A 21,994-nucleotide genomic window follows, 5' to 3' on the forward strand; every position below is an offset into this window, starting at 1 on the left:
GAGGGCGCGACATCTCCAACGGATAACAAAGGAAGTCCGATGACCACCGCCGCAAAAGCCTGGCAGGCGCTCGCCGACTGGAAACCGCAGAAGATTGCCGATCTCGTCGCGGCCGATCCCGATGCGCGGTTGCAGGCGACGGTGCGCAGTGTCGCCGACATCCGCTTCGATTTCGCCAAGACGCACCTCGACGAAGCCGCGGTCGCGATCCTGTCGGACCTTGCCGCAGCGCAGGATTTCGCCGGGCGGCGCAAGACACTGTTTTCGGGCGGCATCGCCAACCCGACCGAGGCGCGCGCCGCCGAGCATAGCGCCGAGCGCGGCGAGGGGGCGCCGGAATCGGTCCACCGCGCGCAGGCGCTGCACCAGCGGATGCGGATGCTCGTCGACGCGATCGAGGCCGGCGCATTCGGCGAAATCCGCCACCTGCTCCATATCGGTATCGGCGGCTCGGCGCTCGGTCCCGACCTGCTCGTCGACGCGCTCGGGCGGCACAACAGCCGCTATGACGTCGCGGTGGTGTCGAACGTCGATGGCGCGGCGCTGAGCGAGGCCTTCGCGAAATTCAGCCCCGAACACACGCTGGTCGCGGTCGCATCGAAGACCTTCACGACCACCGAGACGCTGCTCAACGCGGCGTCGGCGCTGCAATGGCTCGAGGAGGCGGGGGTCGAGGACCCGACCGGGCGTTTCATCGCGCTGACCGCCAACCCCGAAAAGGCGATGGAGTGGGGGATCGACGAGACGCGCATCCTGCCGTTCAGCGAGACCGTCGGCGGGCGCTATTCGCTCTGGTCGTCGATCGGCTTTCCCGCCGCGCTCGCGCTTGGCTGGGATGCCTTTGCCGAACTGCTCGAAGGCGCGGCGGAGATGGACCGTCACTTCCGCCTCGCCGACGGCGCCGACAATGTCTGCCTGCTCGCGGCCTTCGTCGACCAGATCTATGCCAATCGCCTCGACTGCCAGACGCGCGCGGTCTTTGCCTATGACGAAAGGCTGCGGCTGCTCCCCGACTATCTGCAACAGCTCGAGATGGAGTCGAACGGCAAGGCGGTGACGCTCGATGGCAAGCCGCTGGATCAGGCAAGCGCGGCGATCACCTGGGGCGGCGTCGGCACCGACGCGCAGCATGCGGTGTTCCAGCTGCTCCATCAGGGCACGCATCTGACGCCCGTCGAATTCGTCGTCGCGCGCGAGCCCGATCACCTGCTCGACGAGGCGCATCATGAAACGCTCGTCGCCAATTGCATCGCGCAGGGCGCGGCGCTGATGGCCGGGCGCGCGAGCGACGACGGCGCGCGGAGCTATCCCGGCGATCGCCCGTCGGCGACGATCCTGCTCGACCAGGTGAGCCCGCATAGTCTGGGCGCGCTGATCGCCTTCTACGAGCATCGCGTATTCGCGAACGCCGTGCTGCTCGGCATCAACCCGTTCGACCAGTTCGGGGTCGAACTCGGCAAGGAAATGGCGAAAGGGCTGGCCGAGGGCACGGTCGAATTCGATCCGGCGACGCAGGCGCTGATGAAGGCGGCGCTGGGCGAATAACCTCCGTTCGTCATTGCGAGGACTCCGGACTCCGGGGGACGAAGCAATCCAGAGCGGTCTTGGGCAGCCCTGGATTGCCGCGTCGCCTTCGGCTCCTCGCAATGACGGGGTGTTTACACTGAATGCAAAATTCGATTGGCAAGCCGTTACCGCGTAACCACATAGGCGTCGGCTGCGAATGCTCGCGGCAATCTTCAGGGGTTTTCCATGAGCGGTTTCGACTATGATCTCTTCGTCATCGGCGCCGGATCGGGCGGCGTCCGCGCGAGTCGCGTCGCTGCCTCGCACGGCGCGCGCGTTGCGGTGGCGGAGGAGCATCGGGTCGGCGGGACCTGCGTGATCCGCGGCTGCGTGCCGAAGAAATTGCTCGTCTATGGCGCGCATTTCGCCGAGGATCTGAAGGATGCGCGCAAGTTCGGCTGGGACGTGCCCGACTGCCGGTTCGACTGGAATGTGCTGCGCGACAATGTGCTCGGCGAGGTCGACCGGCTCGAGGGCCTCTATGGCCAGACGCTCGACAACCACAAGGTCAAGGTCTTCAAGACCCGCGCGACGATCGTCGGCCCGCAGAAGGTGCGGCTCGCCGACGGCACCGAATTGACCGCCGAACGCATCCTCGTCGCCACGGGCGGCTGGCCCTTCGTTCCCGAATTTCCGGGGAGCGAATATGCGATCACCTCGAACGAGGTCTTCCACCTCGAAACCTTGCCCAAGCGGATCGTGATCGCGGGCGGCGGCTATATCGCCAACGAGTTCGCCGGCATCTTCAACGAGTTCGGCAGCAAGGTGACGATCGTCAACCGCGGCGACGCGATCCTGCGCGGCTATGACGAGCAGATCCGCGACCGGCTGCTCCAGATTTCGATGACCAAGGGGATCGAATTCCGCTTCAACGCGCCCTTCCAGTCGATCGAGAAGAATGACGATGGCTCGCTGACCGTGCATTTGGACAATTGCGACCCGATCGTCGCCGATGCCGTGCTCGTCGCCACGGGCCGCGCGCCGAATACCAAGGGGCTCGGGCTCGAGGAGGTCGGGGTCGAACTCGACGCGAAGGGCGCGATCAAGGTCGATGAAACCAACCAGTCGTCGGTGCCGAGCATCTACGCCGTCGGCGACGTCACCGACCGCATCCAGCTCACCCCCGTCGCGATCCGCGAGGGGCAGGCGTTTGCGGATAGCGTCTATGGCGGCCAGCCGACCGTTGTCGATTACAAGAATGTCCCGAGTGCGGTGTTCAGCCACCCGCCGATCGGCGCGGTCGGCATGACCGAGGCCGAGGCGCGCAACAAACTCGGTTCGGTGCGCGTCTATACGAGCGATTTCCGCGCGATGAAGAATGTCCTCGCGGGGCGCAACGAGCGCGCGCTTTACAAGATGGTGGTGAATGCCGCGACCGACCAGGTCGTCGGATTGCACATGATCGGCCCCGACGCGCCCGAGATATTGCAGGCGGCGGCGGTCGCGGTGAAGGCGGGGCTGACCAAGGCCGATTTCGATGCGACGGTGGCGCTGCACCCGAGCATGGCGGAAGAACTGGTGTTGCTGAAGTAGAGAGACTCCCCTCCCGCTTGCGGGAGGGGTAGGGGAGGGCGTGTGGCTCTTCCGCACGTTCCGTTCTGGAACAGGCCCTCCCCCGACCCCTCCCGCAAGCGGGAGGGGAGAAGATCACCCGATCCGGTACGGCACCACGTCCCGCCGGTCCGGGTCCACCAATATCGGTCGGTCGCTCGGCGGGAAGGCGCGCTGGTCGCAGTCGTCGCGCGGGCAGATGCGGCACGAGGAGCCGATGCGCGTCGCGGCGTGCGGAGCGTCGACATCGACCCCGTCGGCATAGACGAAATCGGCGGCATATTGCGCCTCGCACCCCAGCGCGACGGCGTAGCGGCGCGGTGCGCGGGCATAGCTGCCCGATGGCTTCACCAGCCCCTTCGCCATCGAGACGTAGCGCAGCCCGTCGGGGGTCTCGGCGAGCTGGAACAATATGCGGTCGGGGATCGCCGCCGCTTCGTGTACGATCCACAGCGGGCAGGCGCCGCCGAAGCGCGCGAATTGCAGTCGCGTTGCCGAGTGGCGCTTGGTGATATTGCCTGCCATGTCGACGCGGCAAAAGAACATCGGGATGCCGCGCGCGCCGGGGCGCTGGAGCGTCGAGAGGCGGTGGCACGCCTGCTCGAAGCTCACCCCATATTCGAGCCGCAGCCGGTCGATGTCGTGGCGCGCCGCGCGCGCGCTGGCGCGGAACGGGGTATAGGGCATCAGCACCGCGCCCGCCGCATAATTGGCGAGCCCGACGTGGAGGAGCTGGCGCGCGGCGGCGGTGCGCAGCGGCGAGGCTTCGACCACCGCCGCAATCTCCTTTGTCAATGCCAGCGCGGCGAGCTGGTGCGCGAGCTGGAAGCGGCGGCTTTCGGGCGGCTGCGACGGGTCGATCACCAGATGACGCATCGTCGCGTCGAAATCGCGCAAGGTTTGCGACTGCTGATAGACGATCGAGATGCCGAGTGCTTCGCGCAGCCGCCGTTCGATCGTCTCGATTGCGGGGGAGGGCGCCCGTCCGCGCAGCTGCCCGGCCAGCGCCTCGGCTGCGCGGTCGATGCTGTCGACATAGTTCCCCGCGTCGTGAAACCAGTCGCGCACCTCCTCCCACGGCAGGCGGCTGCCCTCTGCGGTGCCGCCGGTCAGCGCTTCGTCGATGATCTGAAGCCGCTGGCCTGCGCGGCGATAGGCCGCGTGAAGTGCGACGAACTGATCGGCGAGCTGCGGCTGCTGGAGCGCGGCGCGTTCGAGCTGTTCGGGGGGCAGAGGCGACGCCGCAAACAGCGGATCGGCGGCCGCTTCGCGCAGCGCGCCAGCGCGGCGGTCGCCCGCGTCGCTCGCGACCTCTTCCCATTCGAGCGGGAAGAGCTTTTGCAACCGGTCGAGCAGTGCCGGGGTCAGCGGGCGATCGTCATGCTCGATCTGACTGAGGTAGGAGGTCGAGATGCCGAGCGTCGCGGCGAACTCGGCCTGTTTGAGACCGCGATCGAGGCGCAGCGCCTTGAGACGATTTCCCGCAAAGATTCGTTGGCGCACCGCAAATCCTCCCCGTGCCGGGGAGGATAGTTTGCAAACTCCAACTTCGCAACTTTGCAAATTCGCATTTGCACGACGCGCTACAAGAAGGCACACGAGCCCCCGCTATTTCAGGAGAGTGCCGAGTGTCCGCCAATATCGCCGAAATGGAACGCCGCCGCGCCGCCGCCGCGCTGGGTGGCGGGCAAAAGCGTATCGACGCACAACATGCCAAGGGCAAGCTGACCGCGCGCGAACGGCTCGACGTGCTGCTCGACGAAGGCTCGTTCGAGGAACTCGACACCTATGTCGAGCATGATTGCGTCGATTTCGGGATGCAGGACCAGCGGATCCCCGGCGACGGCGTCGTCACCGGATCGGGGACGATCAACGGCCGCCTCGTCTATGTCTTCAGCCAGGATTTCACCGTATTCGGCGGATCGCTGTCGAAGCGCCATGCCGAGAAAATCTGCAAGGTGATGGACAAGGCGATGCTCGTCGGCGCGCCGGTGATCGGCCTCAACGACAGCGGCGGCGCGCGCATTCAGGAAGGGGTCGCGAGCCTCGGCGGCTATGCCGATGTGTTCCAGAAGAATGTGCTGGCGTCGGGCGTGGTGCCGCAGATCAGCCTCATCATGGGGCCGTGCGCTGGCGGCGCGGTTTACAGCCCCGCGATGACCGACTTCATCTTCATGGTGAAGGACAGCAGCTACATGTTCGTCACCGGCCCCGATGTCGTGAAGACGGTGACCAACGAGGTGGTGACGCAGGAGGAACTCGGCGGCGCGATCACCCATACGACGAAAAGCTCGGTCGCCGACCTCGCGTTCGAGAACGACATCGAGGCGCTGCTCAGCGTCCGCGATTTCTTCGATTATCTGCCCGAGAACAATCGCGCCGGCGTGCCCGCACGGCCGACGAGCGACCCGTTCGACCGCGCCGAGATGAGCCTCGACACGCTGATCCCGCCCAACGCGAACCAGCCCTATGACATGCACGAGCTGATCCGCAAGACGGTCGACGAGGGCGATTTCTTCGAGGTTCAGCCGGCGCATGCCGCGAACATCATCTGCGGTTTCGGGCGCATCGAGGGACGGACGATCGGCATCGTCGCGAACCAGCCTTTGGTGCTCGCGGGGGTGCTCGACATCAATTCGTCGAAGAAAGCCGCGCGCTTTGTGCGTTTCTGCGATGCGTTCGAGATTCCGATCGTCACCTTCGTCGACGTCCCCGGCTTCCTGCCCGGCACCGCGCAGGAATATAACGGCATCATCAAGCATGGCGCGAAGCTGCTCTTCGCCTATGCCGAGGCGACGGTGCCCAAGATCACAGTGATCACGCGCAAGGCCTATGGCGGCGCCTATGACGTGATGGCGTCGAAACATCTGCGCGGCGATCTGAACTATGCCTGGCCGACCGCCGAGATCGCGGTGATGGGCGCCAAGGGCGCGGTCGAAATCATCTTCAGGAGCGACATCGGCGACCCCGAAAAGATCGCCGAGCGCACGAAGGAATATGAGGACCGCTTCGCCAACCCCTTCGTCGCGGCGCAGCGGGGGTATATCGACGAGGTGATCTATCCGCACTCGACGCGGCGGCGGATCGCGCTGGGGCTACGGAAGCTGCGGAACAAGCAGTTGGAGAACCCGTGGAAGAAGCATGATAATATTCCGCTGTGACCCCTCATCGTCACCCCGGACTTGATCCGGGGTCCATTCTTCCAGCGCCGGGTGAATGGATGCCGGATCAAGTCCGGCATGACGAAATTGGAGAGACTTTAAGATGAAACTAGGCCGCCTCAACCACATCGGCGTTGTGACGCCGTCGATTGCCGACAGCATCGTCTTTTATCGCGACGTGATGGGCGCGACGAAGATCCATGCGCCGTTCGACCTGCCCGAGCAGGGGGTGAAGGTGTGTTTTGTCGATACGCCGGGTGCGGGCGGGGCGATGGACGGGACGCAGATCGAGCTGATCGAGCCTTTGCCCGGCAACACGTCGATTGCAGGGTTTCTGGAGAAGAACCCGCAAGGGGGGCAGCATCATGTCTGTTACGAGGTGCCCGACATTCACGCGGCCAAGGCCGAGTTCGAGGCGATGGGCAAGCGCGTGCTCGGGAACCCAAGGATCGGGGCGCATGGGACGCCGATTTTCTTCGTCCACCCCAAGGATATGGGCGGGGTGCTGACCGAGATCATGGAGACGCCGAAGGGGGCGCATTGACCTTCATTTCATCGTCACCCCGGACTTGATCCGGGGTCCATGACTTCACTGCTGCGATGGATGCCGGATCAAGTCCAGCATGACGAAAAATAGAGAATGAGACTGGATATGACCGACAAACCCACGCTCGACCAATGGGCCGCCGCCGCCGCCAAGGAAGTGAAGGGCAAGGACCTGACCTGGCACACGCCCGAGGGGATCGACGTCAAGCCGCTCTATACGGCGGAAGATGTGCGCGAAGACCCCGGCCTGCCCGGTTTCGCGCCCTTCACGCGCGGCGTGCGCGCGTCGATGTATGCGGGTCGGCCATGGACGATCCGGCAATATGCGGGCTTTTCGACCGCCGAGGAATCGAACGCCTTCTATCGCCGCAACCTCGCGGCGGGGCAGAAGGGCCTCTCGGTCGCCTTCGACCTCGCCACCCACCGCGGCTATGACAGCGACCATGTGCGCGTCGTCGGCGACGTCGGCAAGGCGGGGGTCGCGATCGACAGCGTCGAGGATATGAAGATCCTGTTCGACGGCATCCCGCTCGACCAGATGTCGGTTTCGATGACGATGAACGGCGCGGTGATCCCGATCCTCGCCTTCTTCATCGTCGCGGGCGAGGAGCAGGGTGTCGACAGAAAATTGCTCGACGGGACCATCCAGAACGACATTCTGAAGGAGTTCATGGTCCGCAACACCTATATCTACCCGCCCGAACCCTCGATGCGGATCATCAGCGATATTTTCGGCTACACCTCGCGCGAGATGCCGAAGTTCAACAGCATTTCGATCAGCGGCTATCATATGCAGGAAGCCGGCGCGACGCAGGTGCAGGAACTGGCCTTCACCATCGCCGACGGCATCGAATATGTGAAATATGGCGTCGCCAGCGGCCTCGACATCGACAAGTTCGCCGGGCGCCTGTCCTTCTTCTTCGCGATCGGCATGAATTTCTTCATGGAGGCGGCGAAGCTGCGCGCGGCGCGCGTGCTGTGGCACCGGGCGATGACGAAGCTCGGCGCGCAGTCCGAACGCTCGAAAATGCTGCGGACCCATTGCCAGACCTCGGGCGTTTCGCTCACCGAGCAGGACCCCTATAACAATGTCGTCCGCACGACCATCGAGGCGATGGCGGCGATGCTCGGCGGGACGCAGAGCCTCCACACCAATGCGCTCGACGAGGCGATCGCGCTGCCGACCGACTTCTCGGCGCGCATTGCCCGCAACACGCAGATCATCATCCAGGAAGAGACGGGCATGTGCAATGTCGTCGATCCGCTGGGTGGCAGCTATTATGTCGAGGCGCTGACGCAGGAGCTGGTCGATGCGGCGCAGGCGATCATCGACCGCGTCGAGGCCGAAGGCGGCATGGCGAAGGCGGTCGCGGCGGGCTGGCCCAAGGCGATGATCGAGGAGGCCGCCGCGGCGCGGCAGGCGCGCGTCGACCGCGGCGACGATGTGATCGTCGGCGTCAACAAATATCGCCTAAAGGACGAGGATCTGCTCGAAACGCTCGAAGTCGACAATAGCAAGGTGCGCGAGGCGCAGGTCGCGCGGATCAATCGCGTCAAGGCAAGCCGCGATGAAGCTGCGTGCCGTGCAGCGCTGAAGGCGCTGCGCGACGCCGCCGCGGCGCCGCAGTCGGTCGAGACCAACCTGCTCGCCCACGCGGTCGAGGCGGCGCGCGCGCGCGCGACCTTGGGTGAGATTTCGTCGGCGATGGAGGAGGCATTCGGCCGCTACGCCACCGTGCCGACCCCGGTGAAGGGCGTCTATGCCGCGCCCTACAAGGACGACAGCCGCTGGGCGCAGGTCGTCGATGGCGTCAAGGCGGTCGAGCGCCGCCTGGGCCGTGCGCCGAAGCTGCTGGTCGCCAAGATGGGGCAGGACGGCCACGACCGCGGCGCCAACGTCATCGCCTCGGCGTTCAGCGACATGGGCTTTGACGTCGTGTCGGGGCCGTTGTTCCAGACTCCGCAAGAAACGGTGGTGCTGGCGCTCGAAAACGGGGTCGATGCGGTCGGCGCCTCGAGCCTCGCCGCCGGACACAAGACCTTGATCCCCGAACTCATCAAGGGACTGAAGGAGGCGGGCCGCGGCGACATCAAGGTGATCGCGGGCGGGGTGATCCCGCCGCAGGATTATGATTATCTGCGCGACGCGGGGGTGCAGGGCATTTATGGCCCCGGCTCGAACGTCGTCGAGTGTGCAGCCGATGTGCTGCGCCTGCTGGGACATAATATGCCGCCGATTGGAGAAGCTGCATGACAAACCAAACAAATTGCGCCCCTGCGCAGGCAGGGGCCCATCACCACGTCTATCAAAATGGCGCGGCGCTTGCGGCACACACCGGAGATGGGCCCCTGCCTGCGCAGGGGCACGCCGACCAGGAATGTCGGCGTGACTGGACCCGCGAGGAAATCGCGGCACTGTTCGACCTGCCGTTCGACGAGCTGATGTGGGAGGCGCAAAGCGTCCATCGCCGCCACCACGCGCGCGGTGAAATCCAGCTTTGCACCCTGCTGAGCATCAAGACCGGCGGCTGCGCCGAGGATTGCGGCTATTGCTCGCAGTCGGCGCACGCGGACAGCGGCCTCAAGGCCACCAAGCTGATGGACGTGCGCGCGGTGCTGCAGGCGGCGGCGCAGGCGAAAGATTCGGGATCGCAGCGCTTCTGCATGGGCGCCGCGTGGCGCAACCCCAAGGACCGCGACATGCCGGCGATCGTCGAGATGATCGAGGGCGTGCGCGCGATGGGCATGGAAACCTGCATGACGCTGGGGATGCTGACCAAGGAGCAGGCGCAGATTCTGGGCGCCGCGGGGCTCGATTATTACAACCATAATATCGACACGAGCCCCGAAAATTACGAGAATATCATCTCGACGCGCACCTTTCAGGACCGGCTCGACACGCTCGAGGAAGTCCGCAACGCCGGGATCAACGTCTGCTCGGGCGGCATCGTCGGGCTGGGCGAGACGCGCGCCGACCGCGTCGGCTTCATCCACGCGCTCGCGACGCTCGAACGCCATCCCGAAAGCGTGCCGGTCAACGCGCTGGTGCCGGTGAAGGGCACCGTGCTCGGCGACATGCTGGCGGACACGCCGCTCGCGAAGATCGACGACATCGAATTCGTCCGCACCGTCGCGGTCGCGCGCATCACCATGCCCAAGTCGATGGTCCGCCTGTCGGCGGGGCGCGAGAGCATGTCGGAAGCGACGCAGGCGCTCTGCTTCATGGCGGGCGCGAACAGCATCTTCACCGGCGACAAGCTGCTGACGACCGCGAACGCCGGCGACAATGCCGATGCGGGGCTGTTTGCGAAGCTGGGATTGAAGCCAATGGAAAGCGAAGAGCCGATGCGCATGGAGGCGGCCGAGTGAGTGACGACGCACTTGTCGCGATTCTAACAATCGCCATTGTGTTGGTTGCCGGGTCCGTCGGGGCTTTGCTTGGTTTGCAGCTTGTCCGAGGTTCTAACCTAAAGGCGGATCGACCACGCCTCACCAAGCTGACAATCGGAATCTGGATCGCTGGCGCTCTGGCCATTGGGGCATGGATGCTCAGCGATGGACGGATAAGCCTCGCCAACGCCAGCTTCGGCTTCGCCCTCGCGAGTATCGCGATTTTTTGTGTTTTCCGTCGACCAAAGGCATCTTGATGTTCTCCAAAATCCTAATCGCCAACCGCGGTGAAATCGCCTGCCGCGTCATCAAGACCGCGCGGCGCATGGGCATTGCTACCGTCGCCGTCTATTCGGACGCCGACGCGCGCGCGCCCTTCGTCCAGATGGCCGACGAGGCGGTGCATATCGGGCCGTCGCCCGCGTCCGAATCCTATCTGGTCGCCGACAAGATCATCGCCGCGTGCAAGGCGACGGGCGCCGAGGCGGTGCATCCGGGCTATGGCTTCCTGTCCGAACGCACCAGCTTTGCCGAGGCGCTGGCGAAGGAAGGCATCGCCTTCATCGGCCCGCCGGTGAACGCGATCGCCGCGATGGGCGACAAGATCGAGTCGAAGAAGCTCGCGAAGGAAGCGGGGGTCAACGTCGTCCCCGGCTTCGTCGGCGAGATAAGCGACACCGACCATGCGGTCGAGATTGCGAACGAGATCGGTTATCCGGTGATGATGAAGGCGTCGGCGGGCGGCGGCGGCAAGGGGATGCGCCTCGCTTATAACGAGCAGGACGTCCGCGAAGGGTTCGAGAGCGTCAAGCGCGAGGGGTTGAACAGCTTCGGCGACGACCGCGTGTTTATCGAGAAGTTCATTCTCAATCCGCGTCATATCGAGATCCAGATACTCGGCGACCAGCACGGCAATATCCTCTACCTCAACGAGCGCGAGTGCAGCATCCAGCGCCGCCATCAGAAAGTCGTCGAGGAAGCACCGTCGCCTTTCGTCACGCCGGCGATGCGCAAGGCGATGGGGGAGCAGTGCGTCGCGCTGGCGAAGGCGGTCGGATACTACAGCGCGGGCACGGTCGAGCTGATCGTGTCGGGCGCCGACCCGACGGGCGAGAGTTTCTACTTTCTCGAAATGAACACGCGGCTTCAGGTCGAGCATCCGGTGACCGAGGCGATCACCGCCATCGACCTCGTCGAGCAGATGATCCGCGTCGCTGCGGGCGAAAAACTCGAAATGACGCAGGACGACATCAGGATCGACGGCTGGGCGATCGAGAACCGCGTCTATGCCGAAGACCCGTATCGCGGCTTCCTGCCATCGACCGGGCGGCTGACGCGCTATCAGCCGCCGGTCGCGGGCTGGACCGACGACGGCGCCGGGAACGGCCGCCGTGGGGTCGACGGCGTGCGTGTCGACGACGGCGTCTATGACGGCGGCGAAGTGTCGATCTTTTACGATCCGATGATCGCCAAGCTGATCACCTGGGGCGAGACGCGCGATGCGGCGGCGGACCTCCAGGTCGCGGCGCTCGACCGTTTCGAAATCGAGGGACTCGGCCACAATATCGACTTCCTGTCGGCGATCATGCAGCATCCGCGTTTCCGCTCGGGCGAGCTGACCACCGGCTTCATCGCCGAGGAATATCCCGAGGGCTTCCACGGCGCCGACACCAGCGAAGAGGTCGTGCGCGCGCTTGCGGCGATCGCGGGTTTCATGGCGAGCGCCAATGCCGACCGTGCGCGCCGCGTCGACGGCCAGCTCGGCGACCGGCTCGACCCGCCCGCGAAATGGCAGGTGACGGTCGATGGGGCCGAGCATCGCGTGAAGGTCGGCGCGAAGCATATCAAGGTCGATGGCGAAAAGATCGACATCGCGCTCGAATATACGCCGGGCGACCGGCTCGTCGTCGCCGAGATCGACGACAGCGAGCTGGCGGTGAAGGTCGCGCGCACGCGCACCGGCTGGCGCATGACGACGCGCGGGCGCATCCACGAGGTGCGGGCGCTTCCCGCGCATGTCGCCCCGCTCACCCGGCACATGATCGAAAAGATTCCGCCCGATCTGTCGAAATTCCTGATCTGCCCGATGCCCGGCCTGCTCGTCGCGCTGCACGTCGGGGAGGGTGATGCGGTCGAACTCGGCCAGCCGCTCGCGACGGTCGAGGCGATGAAGATGGAAAATATCCTGCGCGCCGAAAAGGCGGGGGTGGTGAAAAGCGTCAACGCCGCGCAGGGCGATAGCCTGGCGGTCGATGCGGTGATTTTGGAGCTGGAGTAGGGGCCCGCCGCAACCTCTTTGACGATCGGTATTTGATCCGGGGTCCATTTGGCGCGGCGCCGGTAGAATGGATCCCGGATCAAGTCCGGGATGACGATGGAGAACGAATGGCGGCTGCCCCGTGAAGCCCTCGGCGTGCCGCCCGGTCAATCCACCAGCGCCACCGCCCGGATCCATCCGGCGCTCGCGCGCTCGATCTTCACCGGGAAGCAGGAAAGCGTCCAGCCCGTCGGCGGCAGCGCGGCGAGATTGGTCAGTTTCTCGATCTGGTAATAGGGCTTGATCCGCCCCGCCTTGTGCCCTTCCCAGATGATCGAGGGGTCGCGCGTTTCGGCCCAGCGCCTGGCGGTATGGCTGAACGGCGCGTCCCAGCTCCACGCGTCGGTGCCGACGACCTGCACGCCGCGCTGCGTCAGATACAAGGTCGCTTCGGCACCCATGCCGCAGCCCTGGTCGGTGAAATCGTCGGTGCCATAAATTGCGCCCGACTGGACGAGGACGATGTCGAGCGGTTTGAGCTCATGGCCGATGCGCGAGAGTTCGGCCTCGACCTCCGCGGCGCCGACGACGTGGCCCGCGGGCAGATGCGAGAAATCGAGCTTGACGCCGGGGCGGAAGAAGAGGTCGAGCGGCGCCTCGTCGATGCTCGGCGCAGGCGTCGCACCGCGGTCGGTGGTCGAGTGAAAATGCCACGGCGCGTCCATATGCGTACCGTTGTGCGTCGACAGGGTGATGCTTTCGACCGCCCAGCCTTCGCCGTCGGGCAGGTCGCCCTTGGTCAGACCGGGGAAGAACATCGCGATCTGTTCCCACGTCGTCTCGTGGGTCATATAGGTGATTTGCGGGCGCATCACCGGCGGGTCGGACACGACGGTGTTGGTGATCGGGATCGACAGGTCGATGAAGCGGGTCATGGCGGCGATGCTGCGCCCACGCGCCCGCTTGTGCAAGGCTCAACAGCGGCTATGACGGAAGGCAGAACCGAATTGCTCACCGGGAGGGGGAGCCCGCATGACCGATCAAGCCGCCGTCGCCGGCCATGGCGCGGCCTATCAGCCGAGCGCGAAGGATATTCGCCTCGTCATCGCCGCATCGTCGGCGGGGACGATCTTCGAATGGTATGATTTTTTCATCTACGGAACGCTCGCCGCGATCATCGGCAAGGCCTTTTTCCCCAGCGACAATGCGACGCTCGAAATATTGCTCGTCTGGGCGGGGTTCGCGGTCGGCTTCGGTTTCCGCCCGCTCGGCGCGGTGCTCTTCGGCTTCCTCGGCGACCGGCTGGGGCGCAAATATACCTTCCTCGTGACCGTGACCTTGATGGGCATCGCGACCGCGGGCGTCGGCATGATCCCGCCGGCGGCGGCGATCGGCATTGCGGCGCCGATCATCGTCATCGGCTTGCGCATCCTTCAGGGGCTTGCGCTCGGTGGCGAATATGGCGGCGCGGCGATTTATGTCGCCGAACATTCGCCGCCCGGCAAGCGCGGCTTTTACACCAGCTTCATCCAGGCGAGCGTCGTCGGCGGCTTCGTGCTCAGCCTGATCGTCGTGCTGTCGTGCAAGGCGTTGATGCCCGGCGCGATCTGGGAAAGCTGGGGGTGGCGCGTGCCCTTCCTGTTGTCGCTGATCCTGCTCGCAATCTCGCTGTGGATGCGGCTGAAGCTCTCCGAAAGCCCGGTGTTCCGCGCGATGAAGGAAGAGGGAGAGATTGCGCGCAATCCCTTGAAGGAAAGCTTCACCTATCCCGGCAATCCGCGGCGCATCTTCATCGCGCTGTTCGGCATTTCGGCGGGGCTGACGGTGATCTGGTACACCGCGATGTTCTCCGGCCTTTCCTTCCTCAAAGGTCCGATGAAGGTCGACGATACGGCGGCGGAGATCATCGTCGGCACCGCTGCGGCGCTCGGCATGGGTTTTTTCATCGTCGCGGGGCGCCTTTCCGACCGGATCGGGCGCAAGAAGCCGATCATATGGGGCTATGCCGCGACGCTCGTCCTGCTCTTTCCGCTCTTCTGGTGGATGGGCAGCGTTGCGAATCCGGCGCTGGAGGCGGCGGCAGCGCGCGCGCCGGTGGTGGTGACGGGCTCGCAATGCAGCTTCGACCCGTTCGCGAAGGCGCAGGCGACCGCCTGCGGCAAAACGCTCGGCGAACTGACGAAGCTCGGCGTGCCCTACAAGGTCGTCGCGAGCGACAGCGCGTTCGACAGCGTGACGATCCGCATTGGCGGCCGCGAGGTCGCGAGCGAAGACCCGGCGATCCTCCGGCCAGCGCTCGAGGCGATGGGCTACGGCTTTGAAAAGCAGATTCCGTCCGCTGCCGGGATCGCCGTGATCCTGCTCGCGCTGCTCGGCCTCAGCGCGCTTTCGGGCTTAACCTATGGCCCCGTCGCGGCGCTGCTCGCCGAGATGTTCCCGCCGCATGTCCGCTATTCGTCGCTCTCGATCCCCTATCACCTCGGGACCGGCTATTTCGGCGGTTTCCTGCCGCTCATCGCGAGTTTCATCGTCGCCAAGACCGGCAACGCCTATGCCGGGCTCTGGTACACCTGGGGTGTCGTGCTCATGGCCTTCCTCGTCAGTGCCTTGATGCTCAGGGAGCCGGCCGAAGGGCAGTGGGACCGGGCGCCGAGGGGCTGAACGAAGCCATTGGCGCTGCGATCATTCGCCGCTAGGTGCGGGGCAATGATCGACATCGCTTCGCCGCTCCGCCTCCGCCTCGATTCCGCCGCGCTCGTCCACAACTGGCGCTGGCTCGCACAGCTGGGCGGCGCCGAGGCGGGGGCGGCGATCAAGGCCGACGGTTATGGGCTCGGCGCGCGCGATGTGATGCGCATCCTCACCGGTGCCGGCTGCCGCTACTTCTTCGTTGCGACCTGGGCCGAGGCGGCGGCGCTGATGCCGCTGCCGCCGGGCGTTTCGCTGTCGGTGCTCCACGGCGTCGGCGACGAGGATATGATTGCAGCGCGCAGCCTTCCCGCGCGCCCGGTGCTGAACAGCGTCGAACAGGTCGCGCGCTGGCGTGCGAGCGGCGAGGGGCGGCGGTGCGACGTGATGGTCGATACCGGGATGAACCGGCTGGGCCTGCGCGTCGAGGAAGCGCTCGGCGGAGCGCTCGACGGCCTCGCGATCGAGACGTTGCTCAGCCATCTCGCGTCGGCCGACGAAGACAGCGCGCTCAATGCGCGTCAACTCGCGGCGTTCAGGGCGGTGCGCGAAGCGGTGCCCGCACGCCGCTACAGCCTGTCGAACAGCGCGGGGGTGTGCCTCGGCGCCGACTATGGCTTCGACCTGACGCGTCCGGGCATCGCGCTCTACGGCGGCGTCCCCCGGCGCGAGGCCGCAGGGCATATCCGGCAGGTCGCCTTCCCCGAAGCGCGCATATTGCAGGTGCGCGGCGTTCCGGCGGGCGAAACGGTCGGCTATGGCGCGACCTGGACGGCGCCGCGCGACAGCCGCATCGCGGTCGCCAACCTCGGCTATGCCGACGGCTATCTGCGCTGCCACGCCGGATCGGGCGGCGCGACGTGGCAGGGTCGCGCCCTGCCGCTGGTCGGGCGCGTGTCGATGGACCTCACCGCCTTCGATGCAACCGGAGTCGACGGCCTACGCGAAGGCGACTGGCTGACGCTCGACTACAACCTCGCCCCAGCGGCGGCGCGCAGCGGCCTGTCGCAATATGAGCTGCTTACCGGACTCGGCGCGCGCTTCGAACGCATCTGGGACTGAGGACCTCGCATTGCGACCGGACATGAGGGCTTATCCCGCGAGCACATCATGTTGCGACGCATCATAATTTGATGCTACTGCGGTGGGACCAAATGCAATATCGCGTGGCGGGGGCGGCTTTGCCATGGGTTTCAGGAGCGAGAGGTCAGCATGGCGAAGTCGAAGACGGCACAGGACGACGATGTCGTCACGATCAAGAAATACGCCAACCGCCGCCTCTATGACACCGAACGCAGCTGTTACATCACGCTCGACGATCTGGGCGCGATGGTGCGCGAGGGGCGCGATTTCCGCGTCGTCGATGCAAAGAGCGGCGAAGACATAACGCACAATGTGCTGACGCAGATCATCATGGACACCGAAACCCGCGGCGAGACGCTGTTGCCGGTCAATTTCCTGCGCCACCTGATCGGCCTCTATGGCGACAAGATGCAGTCGATGGTGCCGCAATATCTCGAAGCCTCGATGGCTGCCTTTCACAAGAATCAGCAGGACGTTCGCGCCGCCTTTGAAGGCGCACTCGGATCGGGCAACCCGCTCGCCGAACTCACGCGCCGCAACATGGAGATGTTCCAGCAGGCAGCGGGCGCGTTCATGCCGGGCGCGATGTCGAGCAAGAGCAAGGATGCCGAGATCGACGCGCTCAAGGCCGAAATCGCGCAGCTCAAGGCCGAGCTCGCCAGGAAGAAATAACCGGGGGCCTTCTCCCGCCCTCCAGCACAGAAACAGGACCGATGATCAAGCATGCGCTCAGCGTAACCCGTCAGGCCGACTTCGCGGCCTGGTATCAGGACGTCATTGCCGAAGCCGACCTTGCCGAAGAATCGGGGGTGCGCGGCTGCATGGTCATCAAGCCGTGGGGCTATGGCATCTGGGAACGCATCCAGGCGGTAATGGACGCGGCGATCAAGGACGCGGGGGTGCAAAACGCCTATTTCCCGCTGTTCATCCCCTTGAGCTTCTTTGAAAAGGAAGCCGACCATGTCGATGGTTTCGCGAAGGAAATGGCGGTCGTCACGCACCACCGGCTGATCGCGGACGGCAAGGGCAAGCTCGTTCCCGATCCCGAGGCGAAGCTCGAGGAACCGCTGATCGTCCGCCCGACGTCGGAAACCGTGATCGGTTCGGCGATGAGCCGCTGGGTGCAGAGCTGGCGCGACCTGCCGCTGAAGGTCAACCAATGGGCCAACGTCGTGCGCTGGGAAATGCGCACGCGCATGTTCCTGCGCACCAGCGAATTCCTGTGGCAGGAAGGCCATACCGCGCACGCGACGCGCGACGACGCGATGGACGAGACGCTGCGCGCGCTCGAAATGTATCGCAGCTTCGCCGAGGAGGTCCTCGCCATGCCCGTGATCGCAGGCGAAAAGCCTGAGCATGAGCGCTTCCCCGGCGCCGTCGCGACCTATTCGATCGAAGCGATGATGCAGGACGGCAAGGCGTTGCAGGCCGGCACCTCGCATTATCTGGGCACCGGCTTCGCCGAGGCGGCGAACATCCGCTATCAGGACAAGGACGGTGGTCACAGCCTTTGCCACACGACGAGCTGGGGCACCTCGACACGCATGATCGGCGGCGTCATCATGACGCACGGCGACGACGACGGGCTGCGCTGCCCTCCGCGCATCGCGCCGCACCAGGTCGTGATCGTGCCGATGCTGCGCGACAATGAGGAGGACGCCGCGATCCTCGACTATTGCCGCGATCTCGAAGCGCGGTTGAAGGCGCTCGACGCTTTTCGCGAGCCGGTGCGCGTGCTGCTCGACGCGAGCGCGAACAAGGCGCAGGCCAAGCGCTGGGGCTGGGTCAAGAAGGGCGCGCCGATCATCCTCGAAATCGGCCCGCGCGACGTTGCCGGCGGCAAGGTCGCGGTGATCCGCCGCGACCGGCTCTATCAGGAGAGCGGCAAGCTCGACACCTCCTTCACACCGAAGGACGAGTTCGTCGGTGGCGCCGTCGCGATGCTCGAGGACATCCAGCGGGCCCTCCATGCCGAAGCGAAGGAGCGGATGCACGCGAACATCCGCCGCGACGTCACCGACCTCGCGGCGCATTTCGGCGGCGACGACAAGTTCGTCGGCTGGGTCGAAGTGCAATGGTCGCGTCCCACGGGTGCGGTGCTCGACGGGATTGTCGAGCAGCTCAAGGCGCTCAAGCTGACGATGCGCAACACTCCCCTCGACGCGGCGCCCGCCGACGGCGCTTGTTTCTTCACCGGCGAGCCGGCGGTCGAGCGCGTGCTGATCGGGCGGACTTACTGATCCGCGACGCCCTTGCACCGGGGGGCGCGGCGTTCTAGCCTTCGCATCGAGGGGCTCGAAGGAGACTGTCGATGCGATACCCCCTGCTGGTCGCGGCCGCGACGCTGGCCTTCGCCGCGCTTCCCGCCGCCGCCCATCACGGCTGGTCGTCCTATGACGAGACCAAGCCGGTCACCCTGACTGCGTCTTTCACCGAATTGTCGTGGGGCAATCCGCACGGCAGCGCGAAGATGCTCTGGAAGGGCAAGGTCTGGGACGTCATTCTGGCGCCGGTTGGCCGTATGGAAGCGCGCGGGCTGACGCGCGCCGAGATCGAGCCCGGCAAACGCTTTCGCCTGACCGGCTATCTGCGGCGCGATGGCACCGCCGAAATGCGGGTCGAGCGGTTGATGATCGGCGAGAAGACGGTCGAACTGCGCTGAGGAACCCCCGTGGAGTCCGTTCTGAGCGCCGTCGCGGCGTGGCTCGATACGGTCGGCATCGGACCATGGTCGCGCGGATCGGCGCTTGTCTACCCCGTCGCCAACACGCTGCACCTGCTCGGCCTCGTCATGCTGGTCGGCGGAATCGGCATCGTCGATCTGCGGATCATGGGCCTGTGGCGGAGCTTGCCGATCGCGGAGCTGTCGCGCGCGCTGACGCCGGTCGCCGTCGCCGGACTGGTGCTGATGGCGGCGAGCGGCACGATCCTGTTTGCCGCCGATGGCGTTGCGCTCGCGCGGTCCGGCATCTTCGCGCGAAAGCTGGTCATCATCGCCGCTGCGTTAGCGAACGCGGCCGCCTTCAGACGGGCGTGGGGCCCGCACATGGCGCGCTGGACGGACCGGGCTCCGCGCGCAGCGCGGGCGATGGCCGGGGCGTCGCTGCTCCTGTGGCTCGCGGCGGGGGCGTCGGGACGCTGGATCGCCTATGGCTGACCATGGCGGGGACGCGCTATCGCTTGGTAAAGCCCGTTTGCGCGCTTATAGCCCTGGGGCAATGAAAAAACGTCCGAATAAATCGCCCGGCCTGCCGACCAGCCAACAGATTCTCGACTTCATTACGACGTCCGATCAGCCGGTGGGAAAGCGCGAGATCGCGAAGCATTTCGCACTCCACGGCAATGATAAGATCGCGTTGAAGGCGCTGCTCAAGGACATGACCGACGAGGGGCTGGTCGATCTGGCGCCGGGCCGCGCCTTTCACAAGCATGGCGGACTGCCGCGCGTGACGGTGCTGCGCGTCGCGGCGATCGAAGGCAGCAATGTCTGGGCGGTGCCCGAACGCTGGGAAGGCGCTGGCCCCGCGCCGCGTTTGCGGGTGATGGAAAAAGGACGCCGGGGAGGCGCGCTCGGGGTCGGCGACCGCATCCTCGCGCGCACCGAGGAGCGCGGCAGCGGCCATGTCGCGCACCCGATGAAGCGCCTGGCGGCCAGCGCCGAAATGGTGATCGGCGTGCTCGTCGAGGACAAGTCGCCGGGCGGCAAGCCGATGATCTGGTTGCGCCCCGCCGACAAGCGCGCGCGCTTCGATTTCGCGGTTGCCGACAAGGGCGATGCAAAGATCGGCGATCTGGTCCGCGCCGAACTGACAGGGCGTGGGCCGGCGACCAGGGCGAAGGTCATCGACCGTATCGGCGATCCCTTCGCGCCGAAGTCGCTGAGCATGATCGCGATCGCGCGGCACGAGATTCCGCACATCTTCGACGGCGAAACGCTCGCCGAGGCCGAGAGGGCGGCGAAACTGCCGCTCACGTCCGACGGTCGCGAGGATTTGCGCGACCTGCCGATCGTCGCGATCGACCCGCGCGACGCACGCGACCATGACGATGCCGTCTGGGCGGCGCCCGACGACGATCCGGCGAACAAGGGCGGCTGGCGCGCAATCGTCGCGATCGCCGACGTCAGCTTCTACGTCCGCCCCGACGGCGCGCTCGACCGCGAGGCGCGGCGGCGCGGCAACAGCGTCTATTTCCCCGACCAGGTCGTGCCGATGCTGCCCGAAACGCTGTCCGCGGGCGTCTGTTCGCTGAAGGCCGGCGAGGACCGCGCGGCGATGGCGTGCCACCTTGTCGTCGACAAGCATGGCAAGGTGACGTCATGGCGTTTTACGCGCGCGCTGGTGCGGCTTCGGGCGAATATCGCCTATGAGGATGCGCAGGCGATGATCGACGGCGACCCGATTCTCCCCGGAACGGGGAGGGGGACCAGCGAAGCTGGTGGAGGGGCACCCTCGGGGAAGCGTGCCGCCGAAACCTCGCACAAACCGCCTGTGCCCCTCCACCATCCTGCGGATGGTCCCCCTCCCCGTGCCGGGGAGGATCTGCTGCCCGCTCTGCAAAACCTCTGGGGCTGCTGGGCACTGCTCGCCAAGGCGCGCGCGGCGCGGGCGCCGCTCGAGCTTGACCTGCCCGAGCGGCAGGTGATTCTCGACGACCAGGGCAATATCGCCGAAATCCGCGTCCGCGAGCGGCTCGACGCGCATCGGCTGATCGAGGATTATATGATCGCGGCGAACGTCGCGGCGGCGAAGGCGCTCGAGGCGAAGAAATCGCCGGTGATGTATCGCATCCACGAGCCGCCGAGCCGCGAGAAGCTCGTCAGCCTGAAGGAGTATCTCGACAGCTTCGACCGGAATTTTGCGCTCGGACAGGTCATCACCCCGGCGGTGTTCAACCGGCTGATCGACGGTTTTTCGGACGATGACCGTTTGCCCGAGATCATGGAAGCGATCCTGCGCAGCCAGACGCAGGCCTATTATGGCCCCGCCAACTCGGGGCATTTCGGCCTCGCGCTCGGCTCTTATGCGCATTTTACCTCGCCGATCCGCCGCTACGCCGACCTGATCGTCCACCGCGCGCTTGTCGATTCCTGGCGCCTTGAGGTGCCGGGCAAGGCGAAGGGGCTTCCCGAACGCACCGGGCTCGGCGAGGCCGACGCCAAGGGGCTGTCGCGCATCGGCGAGACGATCAGCGGCCTCGAACGCCGCGCGATGGAGGCCGAGCGCGAGACGATCGACCGCTATGTTGCCGCCTATCTCGCTGGCAAGGTCGGCGAGATAGTGCCTGCGCGGATCACGGGTGTGCAGCCCTTCGGTTTCTTCGCCACGGTCGACGGGCTCGGCGGCGACGGGCTGGTGCCGGTCTCGACGCTGGGCAGCGAGCGCTTCTTCTATGACGAGGCGGCACGGACGCTCGATAGCGAACATGGCCGCGTCAGCTATTCGGTCGGCCAGCGGCTCGCATTGCGGCTGATGGAGGCCAACCCGGTCAGCGGCGCGCTGCGCTTCGAACTCCCCGACGCGCCCGAAGGCGCATCGGTAAAGCGACCACCGCGGCGCGAGGGCAAAGGGAAGGGCGGGGCCAAGCATATGGTCGGCAAGCGCGGACGGCCGAAGAATATCCGCCATCAGGGGCGGCGGCGGTGATCTATTCTCCCTATCCTGAGGAGATGATCTTACCGTCTGCAAGCACGAGGGCCGACGGCGACTTTGGGGTGGGAAGCGGTCGTCCGACCAACCCCTCCTCTTCAGAG

Annotated in this window: 17 protein-coding genes; 15 read left to right on the forward strand and 2 right to left on the reverse strand. The window is 65.7% G+C overall.

The window, feature by feature from the left end:
* The first annotated feature begins 39 nt into the window (after positions 1-39).
* Together pgi and gor are read left to right on the forward strand one after the other, a co-directional pair.
* Positions 40-1,545, forward strand: a complete 1,506-nt coding sequence (gene pgi / locus KNJ79_RS09715; RefSeq protein WP_317153786.1) for a glucose-6-phosphate isomerase — start codon at positions 40-42, stop codon at positions 1,543-1,545.
* Positions 1,546-1,752: 207 nt separating this feature from the next.
* Positions 1,753-3,099: a glutathione-disulfide reductase gene (gene gor / locus KNJ79_RS09720; protein WP_317153787.1), complete on the forward strand. Its 1,347-nt coding sequence runs from the start codon at positions 1,753-1,755 to the stop codon at positions 3,097-3,099.
* A gap of 114 nt (positions 3,100-3,213) precedes the next feature.
* On the opposite strand, the gene KNJ79_RS09725 is transcribed toward gor, so the two are convergent.
* Positions 3,214-4,620, reverse strand: a complete 1,407-nt coding sequence (locus KNJ79_RS09725; RefSeq protein ID WP_317153788.1) for a helix-turn-helix domain-containing protein — start codon at positions 4,618-4,620, stop codon at positions 3,214-3,216.
* A 125-nt stretch (positions 4,621-4,745) separates the two neighbouring features.
* On the opposite strand from KNJ79_RS09725, the gene KNJ79_RS09730 reads away from it, so the two are divergent.
* From KNJ79_RS09730 to KNJ79_RS09755, 6 genes are all read left to right on the forward strand, one after another.
* Positions 4,746-6,278, forward strand: coding sequence for an acyl-CoA carboxylase subunit beta (locus KNJ79_RS09730; RefSeq protein WP_317153789.1), 1,533 nt, complete (start codon positions 4,746-4,748; stop codon positions 6,276-6,278).
* 103 nt (positions 6,279-6,381) lie between these two features.
* Positions 6,382-6,822, forward strand: a complete 441-nt coding sequence (gene mce, locus KNJ79_RS09735; RefSeq protein WP_317153790.1) for a methylmalonyl-CoA epimerase — start codon at positions 6,382-6,384, stop codon at positions 6,820-6,822.
* A gap of 108 nt (positions 6,823-6,930) precedes the next feature.
* Complete coding sequence (gene scpA, locus KNJ79_RS09740; protein WP_317153791.1) at positions 6,931-9,078, forward strand: methylmalonyl-CoA mutase; 2,148 nt, start codon at positions 6,931-6,933, stop codon at positions 9,076-9,078.
* Entirely contained in the window at positions 9,075-10,193 is a 1,119-nt protein-coding gene (gene bioB / locus KNJ79_RS09745) for a biotin synthase BioB (protein WP_317153792.1), read from the forward strand. Before scpA ends, bioB begins: the two co-directional genes overlap by 4 nt.
* Positions 10,190-10,471 carry a hypothetical protein gene (locus tag KNJ79_RS09750; protein WP_317153793.1) on the forward strand — a complete coding sequence of 94 codons (282 nt, stop codon included), beginning with the start codon at positions 10,190-10,192 and terminating at the stop codon, positions 10,469-10,471. The genes bioB and KNJ79_RS09750 overlap by 4 nt, the downstream gene beginning before the upstream one ends.
* Positions 10,471-12,492 carry an acetyl/propionyl/methylcrotonyl-CoA carboxylase subunit alpha gene (locus KNJ79_RS09755; protein WP_317153794.1) on the forward strand — a complete coding sequence of 674 codons (2,022 nt, stop codon included), beginning with the start codon at positions 10,471-10,473 and terminating at the stop codon, positions 12,490-12,492. Before KNJ79_RS09750 ends, KNJ79_RS09755 begins: the two co-directional genes overlap by 1 nt.
* A 146-nt stretch (positions 12,493-12,638) precedes the next feature.
* On the opposite strand, the gene KNJ79_RS09760 is transcribed toward KNJ79_RS09755, so the two are convergent.
* Positions 12,639-13,406 (reverse strand): cyclase family protein, encoded by a 768-nt coding sequence (locus KNJ79_RS09760; protein WP_317153795.1) that lies wholly within the window; start codon positions 13,404-13,406, stop codon positions 12,639-12,641.
* Positions 13,407-13,503: 97 nt separating this feature from the next.
* Between KNJ79_RS09760 and KNJ79_RS09765 the strand changes: the two genes are divergently transcribed.
* The 7 genes from KNJ79_RS09765 to KNJ79_RS09795 all read left to right on the forward strand — a co-directional run bounded on the left by KNJ79_RS09765 (position 13,504) and on the right by KNJ79_RS09795 (position 21,887).
* Entirely contained in the window at positions 13,504-15,132 is a 1,629-nt protein-coding gene (locus KNJ79_RS09765) for an MFS transporter (protein ID WP_317153796.1), read from the forward strand.
* Between the two features lie 45 nt (positions 15,133-15,177).
* Complete coding sequence (gene alr / locus KNJ79_RS09770; protein ID WP_317153797.1) at positions 15,178-16,221, forward strand: alanine racemase; 1,044 nt, start codon at positions 15,178-15,180, stop codon at positions 16,219-16,221.
* A gap of 150 nt (positions 16,222-16,371) precedes the next feature.
* The gene (phaR, locus tag KNJ79_RS09775) at positions 16,372-16,914 is read left to right on the forward strand and encodes a polyhydroxyalkanoate synthesis repressor PhaR (RefSeq protein ID WP_089214397.1); all 543 of its coding nucleotides are present in this window, start codon (positions 16,372-16,374) and stop codon (positions 16,912-16,914) included.
* A 41-nt stretch (positions 16,915-16,955) separates the two neighbouring features.
* Positions 16,956-18,482 carry a proline--tRNA ligase gene (gene proS / locus KNJ79_RS09780; protein WP_317153798.1) on the forward strand — a complete coding sequence of 509 codons (1,527 nt, stop codon included), beginning with the start codon at positions 16,956-16,958 and terminating at the stop codon, positions 18,480-18,482.
* Positions 18,483-18,553: 71 nt separating this feature from the next.
* Positions 18,554-18,904, forward strand: a complete 351-nt coding sequence (locus KNJ79_RS09785) for a DUF6152 family protein (RefSeq protein WP_317153799.1) — start codon at positions 18,554-18,556, stop codon at positions 18,902-18,904.
* A 9-nt stretch (positions 18,905-18,913) separates the two neighbouring features.
* The gene (locus tag KNJ79_RS09790) at positions 18,914-19,399 is read left to right on the forward strand and encodes a DUF6644 family protein (RefSeq protein ID WP_089214400.1); all 486 of its coding nucleotides are present in this window, start codon (positions 18,914-18,916) and stop codon (positions 19,397-19,399) included.
* A 61-nt stretch (positions 19,400-19,460) separates the two neighbouring features.
* A complete protein-coding gene (locus KNJ79_RS09795) occupies positions 19,461-21,887 on the forward strand; it encodes a ribonuclease R family protein (RefSeq protein WP_317153800.1) in 2,427 nt (808 codons plus the stop codon).
* Positions 21,888-21,994: the final 107 nt, after the last annotated feature.

Source organism: Sphingopyxis indica, assembly GCF_032879645.1.
GTDB lineage: Bacteria > Pseudomonadota > Alphaproteobacteria > Sphingomonadales > Sphingomonadaceae > Sphingopyxis > Sphingopyxis indica.